This window comes from Streptomyces sp. IMTB 2501, assembly GCF_001953885.1.
GTDB lineage: Bacteria > Actinomycetota > Actinomycetes > Streptomycetales > Streptomycetaceae > Streptomyces.
In genome coordinates this window covers 62,414-81,211 of sequence record NZ_MQUS01000004.1, presented here as the reverse complement: position 1 = coordinate 81,211, position 18,798 = coordinate 62,414, and the positions used below count along the sequence as shown (strand labels likewise).

The following is an 18,798-nucleotide window of genomic DNA, read 5'->3' as shown; positions in this document are numbered from 1 at the left end:
ATGTACGGCGACTTCTCTCGCCTGACCTACCAGCCCGGCAAGCACTACTCCGCGGTGCTCGCCCAGCAGGGCCGCGTCCAACTGGACGCCGACGCCAACGAGCAGACGGCGATAGAGCTCTTCCGTTCGCGCACCCTGGCCCGCGACCTGATCGGACCCGACGGGGGGCCCGCCCACAGCGCCGACGGCCACGACGGCCCCGGCTTCGAGATCGCCTACGTCAAGGGCACCCACGACCAGGACGACCTCACCATCGGCGGCGGCCGCTACTACGTCGACGGCATCCCGCTCGACGCCACGTGCCCCCAGCCGGTCCCGGCGGTCCCCACCGGCGGCCTGCCGCCGCTGGACGGCGACGGCGCGGACAGCGACGGCGTCATCCCGTCCCCCGTCCCCGCCACCTGGACGTACTGGAACCAGCCCGACGCCTACCGCGACCCCGAGCTGCACAGCGACCAACTTCCCTCCGCATTCCCCTTCCTGGCCTACCTCAAGGTCTGGGACCGCAGCGTCACCGCCGTCGAGGACCCCGAGATCCGTGAGGTCGCGCTCGGTGCCGCCATGCCGGACACGGCCGCGCGCGCCAAGACCGTCTGGCAGGTACTCACCCTCTCCGCCCAGGACCTGGAGGTTCGCGACGGGGGACCGGCCACCGTCCGCGCCGCCTTCAAGACATGGACCGACGCCCAGCGCTCCACCGGCCGCCTGGCCGCCCGCGCCGAGCGGCCGGAGGGAGCGGCGGACGAGCCCTGCCTGGTACGGCCCGACGCCCGCTACCGCGGCCCGGAGAACCAGCTCTACCGCATCGAGATCCACCAGGGCGGAACGGCCGAGCGCGGCGCGACCTTCAAGTGGTCGAGGGAGAACGGCAGCGTCGTCTTCCCGATCGCCGAACTCGACGGCACCTGGGTCGCGCTGTCCACCCTCGGCGACGACGACAAGCTCACCCTGGACGTCGGCGACCGCGTCGAGGTCTGCGACTCCGCCTACACCAGCCGCGGCGAGCCGGCGTCCCTGCTGAGCGTCGAGGAGATCGACCTCCCCGGCCGCCGCGTCCGCCTCTCCGCCGAGCCTCTTCCCGGCATCGGCGCGCTGCCCGAGCGCCACCCCTTCCTCCGCCGCTGGGACCATGCCTCCACCGGCACCCCCGGCCACCGCCCGCGCACCGACGGCGGCGCCCTGCCCGTCGAGGAGGGCGCCTGGATCGAGCTGGAGGACGGCCTCCAGGTCTACTTCAACCCCGGCGGCTCCTACCGCTCCGGCGACTTCTGGCTGGTTCCGACCCGCACCGTCACCGGCGCCGTCGAGTGGCCGGCCAACGCCGCCGGAGACCCCCTCCTCCAGCTCCCGCTCGGGATCGACGTCCACTACGCCCCGCTGGCCTGGATCACCGGCGAGAACTCCCACTCCGACCTCCGCAGTGTCTTCCGCCCCCTGGCCACGCCGCTCTCGGACGTGAGCGCGCACCCCCAGGAGACCGAGGAGAACTGACGTGCCCCTCTGCCCCTTCGCCTCGGTCCGGCTCCTCGCCCGGCCCAAGCCGCCTTCACCCCTGCAGCCGACCCAGATCATCGTCCACACGGCGAACGCCACCCTCCCCGCTGTGGACGTCCGCTTCCGCCGGCCCGGCGCCCGCGGCTGGAGCCATTTCGGCGTGTCCGCCACCGGAAAGATCACCCAGTGGCTGGACACGTCCGACCCCGCCGACTCTGCGTACCGCGCCAACCTCCGCTCCGACGGCACCGGCGCGGTGTCCATCACGACGGAGGGACACGTCTCCGAGCCCTGGACGGACGCCCAGCTGGACGCCCTGATCCGCCTCCACTGGTGGCTGATGCGCTCTCATCCCGCCATCGCCCACCGAGCCTGCCGGACCTCAGCCGACCCCGGCCTGGCCCACCACACGCTCCTCGGCTCGCCGGGCCCCTGGACTCCCATCCCCAAGTCCTGCCCGGGCCCTCGCCGCATCGCGCAGTGGCAGGACTCCCTCCTCCCACGCGTCCTGGCCCCCTACGGCATCTCCGTCTCGGACATGCGCCCGCGCCACGAGCGCGCCGAGGAGATCGTCCGGGATCTCCTGTCGGTGCCGATCGCGACCGCCTCAGCCACCGGAGAAGCGCTCCTGACTCCGCCGTCGGACCAGTCCTCGGCGACGCCGCCGGAGCAGCCGCCCGCCGCGGCCGATCCAGTACCCCGACCACGCGCACAGGACCCCGCGGCGACGGCCGAGCCCCGCCAGCACCACCCCGTCCGCGAAGCCCTCCTGGACTTCTTCCTCCCCGACTCCGCGCCCCACGGCGCCAAACCGCCCCCGCCTCCGGAGGAACACTGACCCGGCGGCCCCGGGGCCATGCGCCCGTCCTGGTGGGGGACAAGTTGGCTGACACCCCTTCAGGTCGGCTCGGTTCCGGCGCGGACCGGTCCACGGTGACGAATCCCGGAGGGCAGGCCCAGGCTCAGGGGGGACCGGGCCCTGGCCCCAGGCCCAGTTGCTGGGCCCGCAGTACGGTACCCACGCGATCGCGGGTGCCCAGTTCGCGGTAGATGTTCTCGACGTGCTTGTGCACCGTGCGGACCGAGATGCCGAGGCGACGGCCGATGGCGTCGGTGGTGAGCCCGCCGGTGAGCAGCAGCAGGACGGTCGTCTCGCGGGGCGTCAGCGCACAGTCCGCCGCTCGCTCGTCCGGCGCTCCGGCCGGGCCGAGCACGCGCCGCCACTCCTCCAGCAGCTGCCGCTGCCGCTCGACGGCCGCCGGCAGTGGCTGTGCGCGCTCCGCCATGGCGAGCCGGCCGTCGGCGAAGTCCGCACCGGCCCGGCAGACGAGGCACCCGATGACGGGGGCGGTGCTGTCGGGGAGCGGTACGCCCAGCACGTGGTCGACATGCCACACGTCGCCGAGCAGACGCGCCGTCGCGCTGTCCGGCCAGGCGCGGCCCACCGCCCGGTGCGCGCCGACCGGCGTCCGGTCGGTCCTGTGCGCGTAGTGGTGGGCGGGGGTGGCCCGCGCGCAGCAGTGCCAGATCCGCGTCCCCGAGCCGCTGCAGCTCGACGGCGGCAGCGTCGGGCGCCACACCGATCGTGCCCTCGTGCTCGCTCCACTCGTCCAGCTTGTGGATGACCGCCTCGCCGCCGCACAGATCCGCGAGGGCACCGGCGAGCATCGGCTACAGGCGCGCGGGATCCCGTTCGTGCAGCGCCGCCACGGCGACCGCCGTCATGCGTTCATAGGCCCTGATCGTCGGCGATCTTCGGCGGCACCGACTACAGGTGCCGTCCGGACGCGTTGCGGCAGACCACCTTCCCGTCGTCGAGGGCGACCTCGTAGTCACCGGCCGACACCCACCCCATACGTGCGCCTCCCCGCACCCGCGTTGATCAAGTGACGGGAACTGTAGGGCAGAGCACTGACAACGCCCTCCGGAGGCCGGAGGGCGTTGTGGAAAAGCGGTTGTGTGAGAACGGAGGAGGTCAGTCGCGCTCGGCGGCGCGCTGCTCCTTCTCCTTCTTCAGCTGCTTGATCCGCGTGGCCTCCTTGCGGACCCCGGCCTGGGTGGCGCGCTCCTTCTCCAGCCACTCGGGCCGCTCCTGCTTGAGCGCCTCGATCTGCTCGGTGGTCAGCGCTTCGGTGACCCCGCCGCGCGCGAGGCCGGCGATGGACACGCCGAGCTTCGCGGCGACCACCGGACGCGGATGCGGACCGTTGTGCCGCAGCTCGCTCAGCCACTCCGGCGGGTTCGCCTCCAACTCGTTCAGCTCGGCGCGCGTGACGACGCCCTCCTGGAACGAGGCGGGGGTGGCGGGGAGGTACACACCCAGCTTCTTCGCCGCGGTCGCGGGCTTCATCGACTGGGTGCTCTGCTGCGAACTCATGAGGTCAAGGGTAAGGGCCGCGTACCCGGCCGCCGACCACGGCCGGTGACGGAGGCCGGGCCGCGGCCGCTGACCTGGTGCGGGCCACCGCCGGTGACCGAGGGCAGGCCACGGCCGGTAACCTGGCCTGGTGACAGGCTCGGAGGAATCACCGTCGTTCCGGCTGGCGTACGTACCCGGAGTGACTCCCGCCAAATGGGTGAGGATCTGGAACGAGCGCCTGCCGGACATCCCGCTCACCCTCGTCCAGGTCCCGGCCGCGCAGGCGCCCGAGGTACTACGGGCCGGCGAGGCCGACGCGGGGCTCGTACGGCTCCCCGTGGACCGTACGTACCTCAGCGCGATCCCCCTCTACACGGAGACCACGGTGGTCGTCGTCCCCAAGGACCACCTGATCACGGCCGCGGACGAGGTGACCGTCGCCGACCTCGCCGAGGAGGTGCTCTTCCACCCCCTGGACGACGTCTTCGACTGGGCCGGCCCACCAGGTGAGCCCGCCTTCGAACGGCCCGCGACGACACCCGACGCGATCGAGCTGGTGGCCGCGAACGTCGGTCTCCTGGTCGTCCCGCAGTCCCTGGCCCGCCTCTACCACCGCAAGGACCTCACCTACCGCCCGGTCACCGACGCCCCCCAGTCGAGCATCGCCCTGTCCTGGCCGGAGGAGGCCACCACCGACCTGGTGGAGGACTTCATCGGCATCGTCCGCGGCCGTACGGTCAACAGCACCCGCGGCCGCGCCAAGCCTCCGGCCGAGCAGAGCCGGCAGCGCTCCGAACCGAAGGGCACCCGGCAGAAGCCGGCGGCGAAGGCCACGGGCCGCACCCCCCGCACCCGCGCGGCGGGAGGCAACACGCGCACAGCGGGAGCCAGGCAGCAGCCCAAGCGGGGCAAACCGCGCCGGAGGTCGTGAGAACCGGAGCGGCGGCTTCAGCCGGATGCCACGCCTCCTGGGCCCCTACGCCTCCTGCCGTGCCGCCTCCCGTTTCCGCTCCGCCTGCGGATGCGCCCGGCGTTCGTGCAGGTCGGCGAAGGCCAGGCAGAGCGCGAGCAGGATGATGGCGACGGAGGTGAGCAGGCCGTACTGGAGCGCGGTCGCGGGGGCGGCGTGGTTGGCCAGGTGGGCGAAGTACACCGAGCCGACCACGGCGACACCGGCCGCCGAGCCGATGCGCTGCGCGGTCTGCAGCACCCCGCCCGCCGCTCCGCCCCGCCGCACGGGCACGAGGGACAGCGTGAGGGTGGTGTTCGGGGCGATGGTCAGGCCGGAGCCGATGCCGGCGACGAGCAGGGGGAACGCGGCCGCCCAGGCCACGCCCCGCCCCGGTACCCAGTGCACGGCCGTGACGACGCCGAGCATCCCCACCGCCACCGTGCACAGCCCGGCGATCACCAGCTTGCGTCCGAAGCGCACCACCAGGCGGCCGCCGGCCGCGGCCCCCGCCGCGGACCCGGCCGCGAACGGCATGGACGACAGGCCCGCCGCCAGCGCGCCGTAGCCCATGCCGTTCTGCAGGAACAGCGTGTAGACGAAGAACAGCGTCGTGAAGCCGCCGAAGTACACGAGGCTCAGCAGCGCGCCGAGCGAGTAGGAGCGCAGGGAGAAGAGCCCGAGGTCGACCAGCGGTGCGCGGTCGCGCCGCCCCTGTCGGCGCTCCCAGGCCCAGAACGCCGCCAGCAGTCCGGCGCCGAGCGGGAGCAGGGCCCACTTCAGCCGGCCCTGCCACTGCTGTTGCTGCACCAGGGGCAGCATCAGGGCGAGCACACCGGAGCCGAGGAGCAGGACGCCCGGCACGTCGAAGCACTCGCGTCTGTCCGGCGAGCCGGGGGAGCGGGGCAGCAGCCGCAGTCCCGCGCAGAAGACGGCCACGCCGATGGGCAGGTTGACGTAGAACACCCAGCGCCAGCCGTCGGGGCCGCCGGCCGCCTCGATCAGCAGCCCGCCCGCCAGTGGTCCGACGGCCGTGGAGATGCCGATCGTGCTGCCCATCAAGCCGAACGCGCGGGCCCGTTCCGCGCCCTGGAACATCTGCTGGATCAGCGCCGAGGTCTGGGGCGCGATCAGGCCCGCCGATGCCCCCTGGACCAGCCGGAACAGCACCAGCCAGGTGGCGCCGGTGGACAGCCCGCAGGCCGCCGAGGCGAGGGTGAAGAGGGCGAGCCCGGTCAGGAACGTCCGACGCCGCCCGCGCAGGTCGCCGAGGCGTCCCGCCGGGACCAGGACCAGACCGAGGGTGAGGGCGTATCCGGACATCACCCACGACAGGTCGGCGGTGCTGGCGCGCAGTCCGCGCTCCACCGAGGGCAGCGCCACGTTCACGATCGACGTGTCGAGCAACGTCATGAAAGCCGCGGTCAGACAGACGGCGAGCGCTTTCCACCGTCGGTCGTGCCGGTCCGGGCCGGCTCGGTCTGTGGTCATGGGATCACGCTAGGCAGCCATCGCGCCCCCCGCACGGCGGGAACTCCCCGCTCCACCCCCGCCGACCGGGTACGACACACCCTCAGGACACGTACGACGCCTCGCGCGACCGCAGCACCGTAAGCCCGTTCCAGCAGCCCGTCCGCCACCCACGCGTCCACCACGTCCCCGACATGCGCGAGCAGCGTCCCCTTGCTCCGGAAGGGTGCCCCGGCCCACACCGCGTCGAGGAACGTGGTGCCGTCGGACCGGGCGGGGCCGGTGAGGCCGGAGTCGAGGCCGCCGGAGCCCCCCGGGCTCGCAGCGGCGGACGTAGGCGCGGGTGGAGCCCTCGGTGCCTCCTGAGAACGGGGCGCAGCGGGGAGCCCGGTACCGGAGCCGGGGAGGGCAGCAGGTTGCCGGAGGGCGAGGCATTGCCGTACAGGCTCGCCTTCAGGGGCTCCGAGGCGGGATCGCGGGCGAGCAGGTCGACCGGGCCGAGGAACAGCGCGACGGCACCGCCGGTGTTCAGGCCCGCGTTGGCCCGGAAAGACCCGGAGCAGCCGGTTGACGTCGTACCCGCGCGCGTACCCGAAGATCATGGCCCGCTTGTCAACAGTCCCGTCGGGTGCGGATGTTGCTGCTCAGGCGGATGTCCCGTGGAGCCACGCGTACGCCGACCGCGCTGTGAACTCCGTCTGGCCGCCGCGCAGGAGCAGGCTCGCGGTGGCGAACTCGGGGGCGTCGGCCTGTGCGGCCACGTACGGGATCGCGATGCAGCGCATGCCGGCCGCGTGGGCGGCGGCCGCGCCCGGTGCCGCGTCCTCCAGGACCACACAGTGCGCGGGATCCGCGCCGAGCCGCCGGGCCGCCTCCAGGAAGACGTCGGGTGCGGGCTTGCCGTGGGGGACCTCGTCGGCCGAGACGACCGTGCGCAGGAACGCGTCCAGGCCGGTGCCCGCCAGGATCACCTCGATGGCCTCCGGCGAGGAGCCCGAAGCGACCGCCATCGGTACGCCCTCGGCGGCCAGCAGTTCCACGAACCTGCGCATCTCCGGGTACGCGCGCGTGCGGGTGCGGGCCAGTTCCAGATAGCGCCGGTTGGTCGCGGTCAGCAACTCGTCCAGCGAGACGCGCAGGGCGTGGCGCTCCCGCAGGCCGGCCACCGTCTCCAGGGTGCTGATGCCGATGTAGCTCTCGTGCTCCGCCCGGGAGAAGTCCGGCACGCCGTGCTCGGCCAGGATCTGCCGGCTCGCCTCGTAGTAGTTCGGCTCGCTGTCCACCAGCGTTCCGTCGAGATCGAAGATGGCCGCAAGGGCGCCGGGCCGGCTCATACGGTCAGCATGCCAAGGGCCGGGGCGTCAGGTGCGGACTGCCCGGCCCACCGACTCCACCAGGGGCAGCAGCCGGTACGGGACGCGCTCGCGCAGTGCCACCTCCGTGCGGGTGCGCACCACGCCAGGCAGGCTGATCAGCTTCTGGATGACGTCCTCCAGATGGGCGTTGTCCCGGCCCACCACCCGGGCGAGCAGATCCCCGCCGCCCGTGATCGAGAACGCCTCCACGATCTCCGGTACGGCGGCCAGCGCGTCCCCCACGTCGTCCAGGTGGCCCTGGGTGACCTCGATGTGCACGAACGCCAGCACCGGATGGCTCAGGGCGGCGGGGGAGAGGGAGGGGCCGGTGCCGGTGATCACGCCGTCCCGCTCCATGCGCTCCAGCCGGGCCTGGAGCGTGCCGCGGGCGACGCCGAGGACGCGGGCGTACTCGCGCACGCTGGTGCGCGGCTGCTCCAGGAGCAGCCGCAGGATGCGGGTGTCGAGTTCGTCCACGGCCATGATGGACGACTGTACCAATGGCTCAGCGGACGCGCGTCCGCGTATGCCGCCCGACCTGGTCCGTTGGCTTTCCGGTAGGCACGATGGACCGCACTCTGCTGGACCAATGGCTCAGCGATTCAGGGGACACTTGAGCCAGTGACCTCGGGGATGCTCTCATGGACGCGTCGATGGCGCTGCGGGTCCCCGCGGCGCCTTTTCTGTGCCGGTGTTCCATGGGGAGGGCAGCAGTGCTGAAGAGGGTGTTCGTGGCTCCGGACCCGGGCCGGGCGCGGTTGCGCTTCGCCGCGCGGGCCGTCCTCGGCATCGGCCTGGCGGTCACCGTCTGTCTTCTCGCCGGACACTCCCTCGTCGGCGCGGTCGCCGGCGGGCTCGCCGCGCTGCTCACCCTGTTCACCGTCGCCGACCCGACCGTGCGCGGACAGGCGGTCACCACCGCGCTGCTGCCTGCCGTGGGCGTGCCGGTGCTCGCCGCAGCGGCCGAGCTGCACGCCGTCCCGGTCGCCCGTGACCTGGCCTTCCTGGCCGTCGTCGGCGCCGCGGTGTACGCGCGCCGCTGGGGTCCGCGCGGGCACAGCCTCGGTGTGTTCGCGTTCATGACCTTCTTCGTGGCCCAGTTCCTGCACGCCACCCCGGCGCAGCTGCCCGAGCTGTACGCCGCCGTCCTGCTGTCCGTGCTCAGCGCGGCCGTGGTGCGCTTCGGCATGTGGTGCTACGAACGCCGGTTGCCCCCGGCCGCCGTACCTGCCCCGCCCGCCGGCCACGGCCTGGCCCGGGTGACCACGCGGCAGGCCGTGCAGGCGACCGCGGGCGCGGGCTTCGCGCTGGTCGTGGGCCAGCTGGTGTCCGGACAGCGCTGGTACTGGGCCGTCGGTGCCACCTGGTGGATCTTCGTCAACACCGCCTCGCGCGGCGAGACGATGGTCCGTGGCTTCCGCCGGGTCCTCGGCACGGTGATCGGCATCTGCCTGGGCTTCCTCGTCGCCGTACCCGTGCACGGGGCACCGGTCCCGACGGCCGTTCTCGTCGCCGTCGCCGTCTTCGGCATCTTCTGCACGGCCGCCGTCTCCTGCACCTGGATGATGTTCTTCGTAGCGTCAACCAGGCGGGTCGCGAGGATAGCGGGCCTGGGGCGTGTTTTCGCAGACCAGGCACGGTTTTCTTGGTGTCGCTTGATGTGCGGGTGTGGGCATCTTCGGCAGTCTGTGGGTGGACGGATGCTGACCTTTTGCTGACCTTCCTGACTGCATGTCAGTTTCGTGGATTGATCGTTTTGGGTGTCAGGGAGATGTCGTGTTGAAGCGGGTGTTCGTTGCGCCGGATCCGGGGCGGCTGAGGTTGCGCAGTGCTGCGCGGGGTGTCCTGGGTGTCGGTCTGGCGGTGACGGTGTCGGATCTGGCGACGCAGTCGCTGCCGGCGGCGATCGCTGGTGGGCTTGCCGCGCTGCTCGCCTTGTTCACGGTGGCCGATGGCTCGGTGCGGGGGCAGGCGGTCACGACGGTGCTCTTGCCGGTGGCAGGTTTTCCGGTGCTGGCTCTCGCGGCGGTGTTGCACGAATACGCGTGGATACGGGACGTGGCCTTTGTTGCCGTCCTCGGCGCGGGGATGTATGCCCGCCGGTGGGGGCCGCGGGGCCACGCTCTGGGGACTTTCGCGTTCATGATGTTTTTCGCGGCGCAGTTCCTGCATGCGGTGCCGGGCCAGTTGCCGGAGCTTTATGCGGCAGTGGGCCTTGCCCTGCTGGCGTCCTCGGCGGTGCGCTTTGGCCTGTGGTGTTACGAGCGGCGGCTGTCGCCGCCTGCTGTTGCGGTGGTGGCGCCGGGCGGTACGGGTTTTGCCCGGGTGACCACGCGCCACGCGATCCAAGGGATGGCGGGCGGCGCTTTCGCTCTGGTGGTGGGGCAGCTGGTGTCGCACGAGCGCTGGTATTGGGCTGTGGGTGCGGTGTGGTGGATTTTCGTGAACACCACCTCGCGGGGCGAGACCCTGGTGCGGGGCTTTCGCAGGGTTTTGGGCACGGTGATCGGTATTGCCATTGGCCTGGTGATCGCTGTGCCGCTGGATGGGGCTGGTGCTCCCACCGCGGCGCTTGTCGCGGTCTGCGTGTTCGGCATTTTCTACACGGCGGCGGTGTCGTATACGTGGATGATGCTGGCGGTGACGGTGATGGCCGGGCTGTTGTATGGCCTGTTGGGGGTGCTGAATCCGGGGCTGCTTGCTCTGCGTGTGATGGAGACGGGGGTGGGGGCGCTCGGCGCGGGGCTCGCGGTGTTGTTGGTACTGCCGGTGACCACGCACGCCACCACTGACGCGTGGATCCAGCGAGCGCTGCACTGTGTCCATGCGTGCACTTCTGAGGCTGCGGCCCGCCTGGCCGGCTCTCCGGCTGCGGATCCGGCCCGGTATGTCGCTGAACTGGAGCTGCTGTTGGGCAGGGTGAGGCTGTCGCTGGCGCCGCTGCTGCACCCGTTCACTCCGCTGCGGGCGCGTAAAGCGCGGGCCCGTCAGGTGATCGAGCTGCTGGACCGGTGTGCCCGGGAGGTGCGTGGCCTGGCATCGGTCGCGGCGGATCCGGATGCTTCCCACGACGCGAGACTTGCGGCAGCGTGCTGGCGGGTGGAGGCAGCAGTGGAGGCACTCATCACGCCCGGTGCCACGCCAAGCGAGGGTCATGCGGCGGTTGCAGCACCGCATCCTTCCGGTGGCGAACTGGCCTTGGCCCATCTGCATGGCCTGGAACAGGCACTGAAAGCACTCGCGGTCCCGTTGCAAGGCCCCGTCACGGCCTGACGGCCGCCGCCCCGGGAGAGTTACGAGGCTCGTGCTCCGTGACGGCGCCCACTACGCGATGGCGATTCGCCGAGTGGGTAGTCGGCCAAAGGCCTGGAACATGCGGTGTCTGCCAGGGGTGTGCGTGTACTGAATGGGCTTGATCCGCTTCGGGTCCGGCTGTGTGGCGAGTGCGGAGCTGACTGGCGGTCAGAGCTGACCTCGGTACCACCTGGCACGGGTTGTAGAGACCGTCTTTGGGCGTCCACGTCAGTCCAGGGCGGGTGCGTAGTAGCAGGTCAGGGCATCGCGGTCCGGAGGAGTCGACGTAGTTGGTGACAGACGTGTGAGAGCGTCTGTGAGAGGTTCGTTCGACGGCAAGCCCCTGCAGGCGCGGCCGGCGGGGGCTTGCGGGTGGGTGTGCTGCAGCTCCGGCGTCGGCACCGCTGCCCCCGGGTTCTCCTCCCTGCGCCCTCGCGTCGAGTGCTCGGCAAATCCGGCCGGGGCCCTTGGCGACCAACAGTCACAGCCTTCGCCCTCGCAAAGTCGAACGCCCCTGGAGGCGTCTGAGGCGATGCCTGCCCCCGCCGAGGGGCGCACGGGCTTCTCGGCCGCAGGCTGTTCATGGTCGCGGAAGCTGCGACCCGTTTCGCCTGATGGACGCTGCCGACCGACATCGTCCGCCCCCTGCAGGCCCGCGAGGTGTGGGTGGACCCCCAGACGCTCGCCCTCGGGTACGCGGGCGTGTACTCCGGTTTCCTCCGGAACGCCGTTGCCGCGGCGCGCCGTCACGGCCTGGACACCCCGGGCGATCCCTGTCGAAGCCGGCCGGCGCAGGATGGTCGGCGGCCAGGCGGACATGATCACGGACATGGCGCTCGACCTCGCGGCGGCCGGTTGCGTCGACTGGCGCGAGTGATCGGTGCGGTGGCTGTGGCGGCCCGGCGGGGCCGGTGCCACCGCTGTCCACATCAGAGGACGGACGGCGATGTCAGCGGCTCGTGTCGGCGTCACCTTCGTCATTCGGAGGGTCTCCCTGTCTCCTGCCGCCCGGAGGGGAGCCGTCCCCGTGCTCTTCCAGCAGCTTGAGGAGCGCGGCATCCGCTCTTTTCCGGTCTTCCTTCGTCAGCTCGACCGGTGCGTTGTCGTAAACGGTGTAGCGATCTGGATCGATGATGTTGGCGGCCCTCAAGGTGAACGTCAGCAGAGGGCGCCACCCCTTGCGGTGGCCGACCCGCACCTGTATCTGGGCCTTGTAGTCACGGGCCTCCGGGAGGAATCCGGAAAACGGTGCCTCGAACTCAAGGAAGAGCTGTTGCGCTTCTCTGCCGGGCACGACGAACCCCGCCGGCAGCTTCGCCTCCTCGTCCGGCCCCGGTTGGAGCCGGGACGGCGAGGACACCCACAGGAGTGGCAGATGAGAGGCGGGCTCATCAGGGAAGGTCAGGATGAGGTCCTGCACGACGATCGGTTTGGGACCGGTGTTGTGCAGGACGAGCGGCAGTCGTAGGCGTGCCGTGGAACCGTGGACGATGGCCGCGAAGGAATGAGGTTCCCACGCCTGCAGGCGTCCCTGCCGGGCGTTGAGCCACCAGAACGACGCGACGGTGAAGAGCAGTGCGCAGACTGATACCACACTGGCGCCGGTAAGCGACGAGGACGCGATCTGATCCGCCGCGACCATCAGCGGAACCACAGATTCAGTCTGCCAGCCCCGCCGTGGGCTCGCTAACAGGACGAGTGGAGGCTGACAGTCCCCCGGAACGGGTCAGGGGCCGGCGAGGAGTACGAGATACCAGGCGACCAAAGCAGCGCATGTCACCGCGGGGAGGAGTTTGGTCAGCCCGTCGCCCTTGCGTACGTGCGTGGTCACGGCACCGGCGAGCAGCATCAGCAGTCCGATACCGGCCAGGCCGCCGCACAGCGGTACGACCGGGCCGAGGGCCACGCCGATGGCGCCCGCCAGCTCCAGGCCGCCGATGACCCGGTAGGCCGTGGTGGTGAAGCCGGCGTGGGCGGCGAGCTCGGGCATCGGGCCCAGGGCCAGGATCTTGGCCGCGCCCAGCAGGGCGAAGATCAGCGCGAGGAGACAGGTCAGCGAGGCGGAGAGGATCACGAGGCGCCTTCGGGGGTGTGCGGGCGGCGGGCCTGGCGGCGTTCGGCTCCCAGGACGGTGAAGTGGGCGATCAGGTCGGGGTTGTCGACCGCGGAGGGGTTGAGGACCTGGTCGGCGCGGGCGCCCTGGAGGAGGCGCTTGACCGGGACCTCGAGCTTCTTGCCGGTCTTCGTGTGCGGGATGGCCGGCACGGCGAGGATCTCGTCGGGGACGTGGCGGGGTGAGGCGCCGGTGCGGATCGCGTCGCGGATCTTCTCGCACAGGGACTCGTCCAGACCGACCCCGTCGGCGAGGACCACGAAGAGCGGCATCCAGTAACCGCCGTCGGGTTCCTCCGCCCCGATGACGAGAGCCTCGGCGATCTCGGGGAGGTGTTCGACGATGTCGTGGATGTCGGCGCTGCCCAGGCGTACGCCGTTGCGGTTGAGCGTGGCGTCGGAGCGGCCGTGCACGATCACCGAGCCGTGGGAGGTGAGGGTGATCCAGTCGCCGTGCCGCCACACGCCCGGGTAGGCGCTGAAGTAGGCGTCACGGTAGCGGCTGCCGTCGGGGTCGTTCCAGAAGTACAGCGGCATCGACGGCATGGGCCGGGTGACGACCAGTTCGCCGACCTGGTCGACGACCGGCCGTCCCGCGCCGTCGTACGCCGCGAGCGCCACGCCGAGGTTGGGGGCCGACAGTTCACCCGCCCACACCGGGGTGGTGGGGGCGCTGCCGGCGAAGCCGGAGACGACGTCCGTGCCGCCGCTGGTGGAGGCGAGCTGGACGCCTGCGCCGACGTGGTCGCGGACCCAGGGGTAGGCGGAGGCCGGCAGGGCGGAGCCGGTGCAGCCGATGACGCGGATCGCCGAAAGGTCGTGCATGGCGGGGTCGACGCCGAGCTTGGCCATGGCCAGCAGGTACTGGGGACTGGTGCCGAAGACGGTGACCTTGTGGCGGGCCGCCAGCTCCCACAGGACGTCCGGGCGCGCCACCGGCGCGGGGCTGCCGTCGTAGGTGCAGGTGGCGGCACCGGTCAGCAGGGTGGAGACGACCAGGTTCCACATCATCCAGTGGGTGGTGGTGTACCACAGCAAGCGGTCACCGACGCCCAGGTCGCAGTGCAGGCCGAGGATCTTGAGGTGCTCCAGCAGGACGCCTCCGTGACCGTGGACGATGCCCTTGGGCAGCCCGGTGGTGCCGGAGGAGAAGACGATCCACAGCGGGTGGTCGAACGGCACCGAAGTGATCCCGAGGTACTCGGTGCGGCCGGCCGCGTCCTCCCAGGGAACCGTCAGGCCCGCGGCCCGGGTCTCGGACCACGCAAGGCCAAGGTGATCCACGAGGACCGTGGCCTTGAGCGTGGGCAGGGCGTCGGCGAGGTCGAGGGAGGCTGCGCGACGGTCGTGGCGGGTGCCGTTGAAGAGGTAGCCGTCCGCCGTGATGAGCACCGTGGGTTCGAGCTGGGCGAAGCGGTCGGCGGCGGCCTTGGGCGCGTAGTCCTGGCCGCACACGGACCACACCGCGCCCAGGCTGGCGGTGGCGAGGAAGGCGATGACGGCGTGGGGGGTGTTGGGCAGGTAGCCGATCACCCGGTCGCCCTGTCCGACGCCCAGGTCGCGCAGGGTGGCCGCGACGGAGGCGACCTGGGCGCGGAGCTGCCGGCCCGTGATCTCGTAGGTGGCTCCGGTCTCGTCCAGTGCGGTGATCGCGGGGGCGTCCGGGTGCAGGTTGCGCAGTGCGTGGTGGGCGTAGTTGAGGGTGGCGCCGGGGAACCAGCGGGCGCCGGGCATGGCTTCCTCGGCCAGCACCCGCTCGTACGGAGTGGTGGCGTCGATGTCGAAGTACTCCCACACCGCGGCCCAGAATCCTTCCAGGTCCGTGACGGACCAGTGGTGCAGGGCCTGGTAGTCGGTCGGGTCGGGAATCCCTTCGGCGCCCTGGTGTCGGGCGGCCCAGCGGGCGAAGTCGGCGATGCGGCTGCCGGCGGCCGTTTTCGGGTCGGGCGGCAGGAACGGTGCCGGATGCGGCGTGGGCGGCGGGATGGTCACGGTGCGGTGCTCCTCGGCAGGGAGACGGATCGGGCATCGGTGGTGGGGCGGGCCGTGTGGAGCAGGGAGGCCCAGGCCGTGGGGTCCGGGAAGTGGCCGGATCCGGCGGGGACGGTGTCCATCACGACGCGGTCGGGGCGCAGCAGGACGGCGTCCGCCCGGCCGCGTGCCAGCCAGGCGGCGAGCGTGCCGTCGTCGTCCAGGTCACCGACGTGGATCGTCGGGGCGCCCAGTGCCGTGGTCACTGCCGTCATCTGCGCCGTGGCCGGTACGGCGGTCAGGACGACGAAGGCGTCCCGGACGACGTCATCGAGACGCACTCGCCTGCCGTCGTGCCGTATCCAGGGCTGCGGGCAGAAGGTGCCGGCCAGCGCGCGGCCGGCCAGCCTGGGCCGGCGCCGTACCAGCGGGCCGGCGGCCAGGGCGGGGCTGAGGTCACGGCTCGCCGCCTCGGTCACGCCGGGGATGCGACAGACCGTGCCCACGACGGCCCGGCGAAAGGCCGCACAGCGGTCCTGTCCGCCGGTCATGGCCCAGCCGACGGCCACCGCCACGCGGATCACATGGCGGGCGTGCGGCTTGCGCTCGCGTTCGTAGGTGTCCAGCAGTTCCTCGGGCGCGCCCTGTTGGAGGACCCGGGCGAGTTTCCATGTGAGGTTGTTGGCGTCGCGCAGGCCGGAGCACAGACCTTGCCCGACGAAGGGCGGGGTCAGGTGGGCGGCGTCGCCCAGCAGGAAGACACGCCCCCTGCGCCACCGGTCGGCGAGACGGGCCTGGAAGGTGTACTGCGCCTGCCGTACCACCTCGAAGTCGTCGCTCCGCGAGGCCGGCAGGTCCACCCAGGGGGCGACCAGCTCGCGCAGGCGCTCCCATCCGTCCGGGCCCTCCAGGTTCTGGTCGTCGGCCAGCCGGAACTCCCAGCGGTAGCGGTCCTCGCTGATGCGCATGAAGGTGGCCGGCCGGGTGGGGCAGCAGATCTGCTCGGCGCCTTCCCAGGTGCGCACCGGGCGGCTGGTGCGCACGTCGATGACCCGCCAGCTCTCCTGGAAGTGCAGGTCCTCCCAGGCGGCGCCGATGGCGTCACGGGTGAGGCTGCCCGCCCCGTCGCAGCCGAGGACGGCATCGGCCCAAAGGTGTTCCTCCTCGTCACTGCCGCCGCGCCGGAAGGTGACCCGGACGGGACCCGCCGGATCGTCGGGTGTGTCGGTGTTCGGTGTGTCGGACTCGGTGACGGACACGACCTCCACCCCGCTCCACAGCTCGCACTCCGGGCGGCGCGCCAGGGCGCCCCGCAGCAGACGTTCCAGCTCGGGCTGGTTGAACATGCTCAGCTGCGGGAAGCCGTGGAGTCCGTGCATGGACCGCGGGAACTCGCTGATCACGCGGCGCCGGGCGTCCAGCAGCCGTAGCCCGGGCGCCGGCCGGGCGATGGCGGCGAACTCCTCGTGGACGCCGGCGCTCTGCAGGATCCTGCGGACCTCGTCGTCCACGACGACGGCGCGCGGCAGGGGGTAGACATCGGGGTGGCGTTCGAGGAGCAGGCTGCGCACTCCGTAACGGGCCAGCAGGAGCGCGGCCGTGACTCCCACGGGCCCCGCCCCGATGATCACCACCGGTCTGCGGGTGGTGGCGCTCACGTCGCAGCCCCCACAGCGGTCCGCTGCTCGCCCAGGTCGATCCGCCCGTCCGGGGTGGCGATCGAGGCGGTCACGAGGTCACCGTCGCGCAGGTACAAGGGGTTCTTGGCCTGGCCGTTGAAGAACGCCTTCCACTTCAGCGCGGGCGGCAGCAGCGCGGCGATCTTCTCGACCGGCTTGGGCGGGGCCTTCAGGGCGGTGCCGCCGGGCGTACCGGTCAGCAGCAGGTCGCCCGGGTCGAGGGTCTGGAAACGGGCGAGCAGGGTGAGCGCCTGGGCGGGCCGCACGATCATGTCGGCCAGGGTGCGGTCCTGACGCGTTACGCCGTTCACCGACAGCCGCAGTCGCAGGTCGATCAGACGGTCGAAGTCCTCCGGCTCCAGCAGGGCCAGGTACGGACCCGTCGGCGTGAAGGTCGGGTAGGACTTGCTCTCGTAGAACTGGGTCTTGGTCAGCTGGACGTCGCGGGCGCTGACGTCGTTGGTGAGGACGAGCCCGGCGACGTACGAAGGAAGGTCCTGCTCCTCCACAACCGTGCCCACCGGGAGCGTCGCGCCCATGACGAGGCCGAGTTCGACTTCGTAGTCGAGGAAGTTCACGTGCGTGGGGCGGACGATCGTGTCGTGCGGGCCGCTGACCGAGCCGGACGCCTTGCGGAAGAAGGTGGGCGGTATGTCGCCCGTGAAGCCCGAGTCCTTGGCGTGGCTGCGGTAGTTGACCATCTGGGCGACCACCCGGCAGGGGGTGGTGACCGGGGGCAGCGCCACCAGGTCGGCGACGGGTGTGCCGCGCTCGCCGGAGGCGGCGGCCTCCTGCACGGCGGCCCGGTCGGCGAGCAGTTCGGCGGTGGTGACCGCCTTGGTCTCGATGCGGACGGCGCGCTCGTTTCGGACGGCCCACCAGCCGTCGGGGGTGCGCAGCACGTTGGTGCTCATGAGCTCATCGCTTTCATCAGGCCCAGCAGGCGTGCGGGGTCGAGTTCGTTGTCGTCGCGCAGGGCCGTCATGACCTCGCGGAGCTTGGCGGGGGAGGGGCTGGTGCCCAGGAAGTCGCGGGTGACGGGCGGGCCCCACTGGGCCAGTCCGCTCGCCGACATCGGTGCCCATCCGGGTTCGAGGTCGCAGGAGAACAGGTCGCCGTCGGCGAAGTGCTCCAGCATGAAGCGGTCGGGGTCGCGCCAGTAGTCGAAGAGCTGGCTGCCCTGGATGTGCCGGCCGATCCCCCAGCTGCGCTGGTAGCCGCGCTCGGCCAGGTACTCCCCGCCGGCGGCGATCGCGTCGAGGTCGGTGACCTGATAGGCGGAGTGGACGTAGCCGCTGCCCGGTCCGAGGTGCAGGGCGAGGGTGTGGTGGTCCACGGGCAGGCTGCCCTGGTCGCAGCGGATGAACGCCATGGTCGGCCCGCGTCGGCGCTGCCCGTCCAGGAACAGGAAGTCGGACACGATCATGCCGAGGGTGTCCAGGTACCAGTCCAGCGTGCGGGTGAACGTCCGCGTCTCCAGCACCACATGGCCGAGGCGCTGGATACGGGACGGCTCACGAGGCGGGCGCTGGGTGGTGTTCGTACGAGGGCCTTCGATGCCGGTGTTGAGGATCAGCGGCTGCTGTCCGGGCAGCGCGGGCAGCGGTTCGGCGCAGTGCACCACCCGCACCGGGAGTCCCGAGGGATCGAACAGGGCGACCGACCGGCCGCCGCCGGGGACGTCGATGTCCCGGACGGTGTGGCCGACGGCGGCGGCGAGCCGGTCCACATCGGTCCGCTCGGCGGCGCGGAACGCCGGCCCGAGGAAGCGGGAGGCGCGGCCGCGCCGGATGACCATGCAGGGCGAGCCCGCGAACGTGCCGCGCAGCCACAGCTCGTGATCGGTGCGGGCGGCGACGGCGAATCCGAAGTCGCGGGCGAACACCTCGGCCCGGTCCAGGTCCGGCTTCTCGAACTCAAGCCAGGCCAGGTCCGCCACTTTGATCACGGGATTCCGAGCTCGTCCGGGGTGTTCACCGCGTAGGGCGCCCTGCTCACTGTGGAGGTCTTGGTGGGGCGTCAGAGGACCGCCCTTGTTAACGGGGATGTGGGACATGGTGTCCTCCAAGCAACACTGCCGCAATGAGGAAATCATCAACTCTGCCGTTTCTTGTC

The 18,798-nt window shown here is 71.6% G+C and carries 15 protein-coding genes and 2 pseudogenes; 6 read left to right on the top strand and 11 right to left on the bottom strand.

The window, feature by feature from the left end; genetic code table 11:
* Both AV521_RS08840 and AV521_RS08835 read left to right on the top strand, forming a co-directional pair.
* Complete coding sequence (locus AV521_RS08840) at positions 1 to 1,491, top strand: DUF6519 domain-containing protein (protein WP_076085996.1); 1,491 nt, start codon at positions 1 to 3, stop codon at positions 1,489 to 1,491.
* Between the two features lies 1 nt (position 1,492).
* Positions 1,493 to 2,332, top strand: coding sequence for an N-acetylmuramoyl-L-alanine amidase (locus tag AV521_RS08835; protein ID WP_076085994.1), 840 nt, complete (start codon positions 1,493 to 1,495; stop codon positions 2,330 to 2,332).
* Positions 2,333 to 2,456: 124 nt separating this feature from the next.
* On the opposite strand, the gene AV521_RS08830 is transcribed toward AV521_RS08835, so the two are convergent.
* Complete coding sequence (locus tag AV521_RS08830) at positions 2,457 to 3,074, bottom strand: LuxR C-terminal-related transcriptional regulator (protein WP_305965153.1); 618 nt, start codon at positions 3,072 to 3,074, stop codon at positions 2,457 to 2,459.
* 395 nt (positions 3,075 to 3,469) lie between these two features.
* Positions 3,470 to 3,871: a DUF5997 family protein gene (locus AV521_RS08825; protein WP_076085992.1), complete on the bottom strand. Its 402-nt coding sequence runs from the start codon at positions 3,869 to 3,871 to the stop codon at positions 3,470 to 3,472.
* A gap of 130 nt (positions 3,872 to 4,001) precedes the next feature.
* On the opposite strand from AV521_RS08825, the gene AV521_RS08820 reads away from it, so the two are divergent.
* Positions 4,002 to 4,784, top strand: coding sequence for a LysR family transcriptional regulator substrate-binding protein (locus AV521_RS08820; protein WP_076085989.1), 783 nt, complete (start codon positions 4,002 to 4,004; stop codon positions 4,782 to 4,784).
* A gap of 45 nt (positions 4,785 to 4,829) precedes the next feature.
* Here the strand turns inward: AV521_RS08820 and AV521_RS08815 are convergent, their stop codons facing one another.
* The 3 genes from AV521_RS08815 to AV521_RS08805 form a co-directional block, all read right to left on the bottom strand.
* Complete coding sequence (locus tag AV521_RS08815) at positions 4,830 to 6,293, bottom strand: MFS transporter (protein ID WP_076085986.1); 1,464 nt, start codon at positions 6,291 to 6,293, stop codon at positions 4,830 to 4,832.
* A 623-nt stretch (positions 6,294 to 6,916) separates the two neighbouring features.
* Positions 6,917 to 7,606, bottom strand: coding sequence for an HAD family phosphatase (locus AV521_RS08810; protein ID WP_076085983.1), 690 nt, complete (start codon positions 7,604 to 7,606; stop codon positions 6,917 to 6,919).
* A 27-nt stretch (positions 7,607 to 7,633) separates the two neighbouring features.
* Complete coding sequence (locus AV521_RS08805; RefSeq protein WP_179022949.1) at positions 7,634 to 8,110, bottom strand: Lrp/AsnC family transcriptional regulator; 477 nt, start codon at positions 8,108 to 8,110, stop codon at positions 7,634 to 7,636.
* Between the two features lie 230 nt (positions 8,111 to 8,340).
* On the opposite strand from AV521_RS08805, the pseudogene AV521_RS08800 reads away from it, so the two are divergent.
* The 3 genes and pseudogenes from AV521_RS08800 to AV521_RS08785 all read left to right on the top strand — a co-directional run.
* Positions 8,341 to 9,204 (top strand): annotated as a pseudogene (locus AV521_RS08800) (FUSC family protein); the annotation flags it as partial.
* 199 nt (positions 9,205 to 9,403) lie between these two features.
* On the top strand, positions 9,404 to 10,900 hold the full coding sequence (locus AV521_RS08795; RefSeq protein ID WP_076085980.1) for an FUSC family protein: 1,497 nt from the start codon (positions 9,404 to 9,406) through the stop codon (positions 10,898 to 10,900).
* 617 nt (positions 10,901 to 11,517) lie between these two features.
* A pseudogene (locus AV521_RS08785) lies at positions 11,518 to 11,798 on the top strand (4-hydroxy-2-oxovalerate aldolase); the annotation flags it as partial.
* A 72-nt stretch (positions 11,799 to 11,870) separates the two neighbouring features.
* On the opposite strand, the gene AV521_RS08780 reads toward AV521_RS08785, so the two are convergent.
* From AV521_RS08780 to AV521_RS08755, 6 genes are all read right to left on the bottom strand, one after another.
* Entirely contained in the window at positions 11,871 to 12,575 is a 705-nt protein-coding gene (locus AV521_RS08780) for a hypothetical protein (protein WP_143658588.1), read from the bottom strand.
* A gap of 72 nt (positions 12,576 to 12,647) precedes the next feature.
* Positions 12,648 to 12,995 carry a DoxX family protein gene (locus AV521_RS08775; RefSeq protein WP_076085974.1) on the bottom strand — a complete coding sequence of 116 codons (348 nt, stop codon included), beginning with the start codon at positions 12,993 to 12,995 and terminating at the stop codon, positions 12,648 to 12,650.
* The gene (locus tag AV521_RS08770) at positions 12,992 to 15,025 is read right to left on the bottom strand and encodes an acetoacetate--CoA ligase (protein WP_076085971.1); all 2,034 of its coding nucleotides are present in this window, start codon (positions 15,023 to 15,025) and stop codon (positions 12,992 to 12,994) included. Before AV521_RS08770 ends, AV521_RS08775 begins: the two co-directional genes overlap by 4 nt.
* Positions 15,022 to 16,662 (bottom strand): bifunctional 3-(3-hydroxy-phenyl)propionate/3-hydroxycinnamic acid hydroxylase, encoded by a 1,641-nt coding sequence (locus tag AV521_RS08765; RefSeq protein WP_076085968.1) that lies wholly within the window; start codon positions 16,660 to 16,662, stop codon positions 15,022 to 15,024. Before AV521_RS08765 ends, AV521_RS08770 begins: the two co-directional genes overlap by 4 nt.
* On the bottom strand, positions 16,659 to 17,597 hold the full coding sequence (locus AV521_RS08760; RefSeq protein WP_076085965.1) for a fumarylacetoacetate hydrolase family protein: 939 nt from the start codon (positions 17,595 to 17,597) through the stop codon (positions 16,659 to 16,661). The genes AV521_RS08765 and AV521_RS08760 overlap by 4 nt, the downstream gene beginning before the upstream one ends.
* On the bottom strand, positions 17,594 to 18,739 hold the full coding sequence (locus AV521_RS08755) for a VOC family protein (RefSeq protein ID WP_076085962.1): 1,146 nt from the start codon (positions 18,737 to 18,739) through the stop codon (positions 17,594 to 17,596). Before AV521_RS08755 ends, AV521_RS08760 begins: the two co-directional genes overlap by 4 nt.
* Positions 18,740 to 18,798 lie beyond the last annotated feature (59 nt).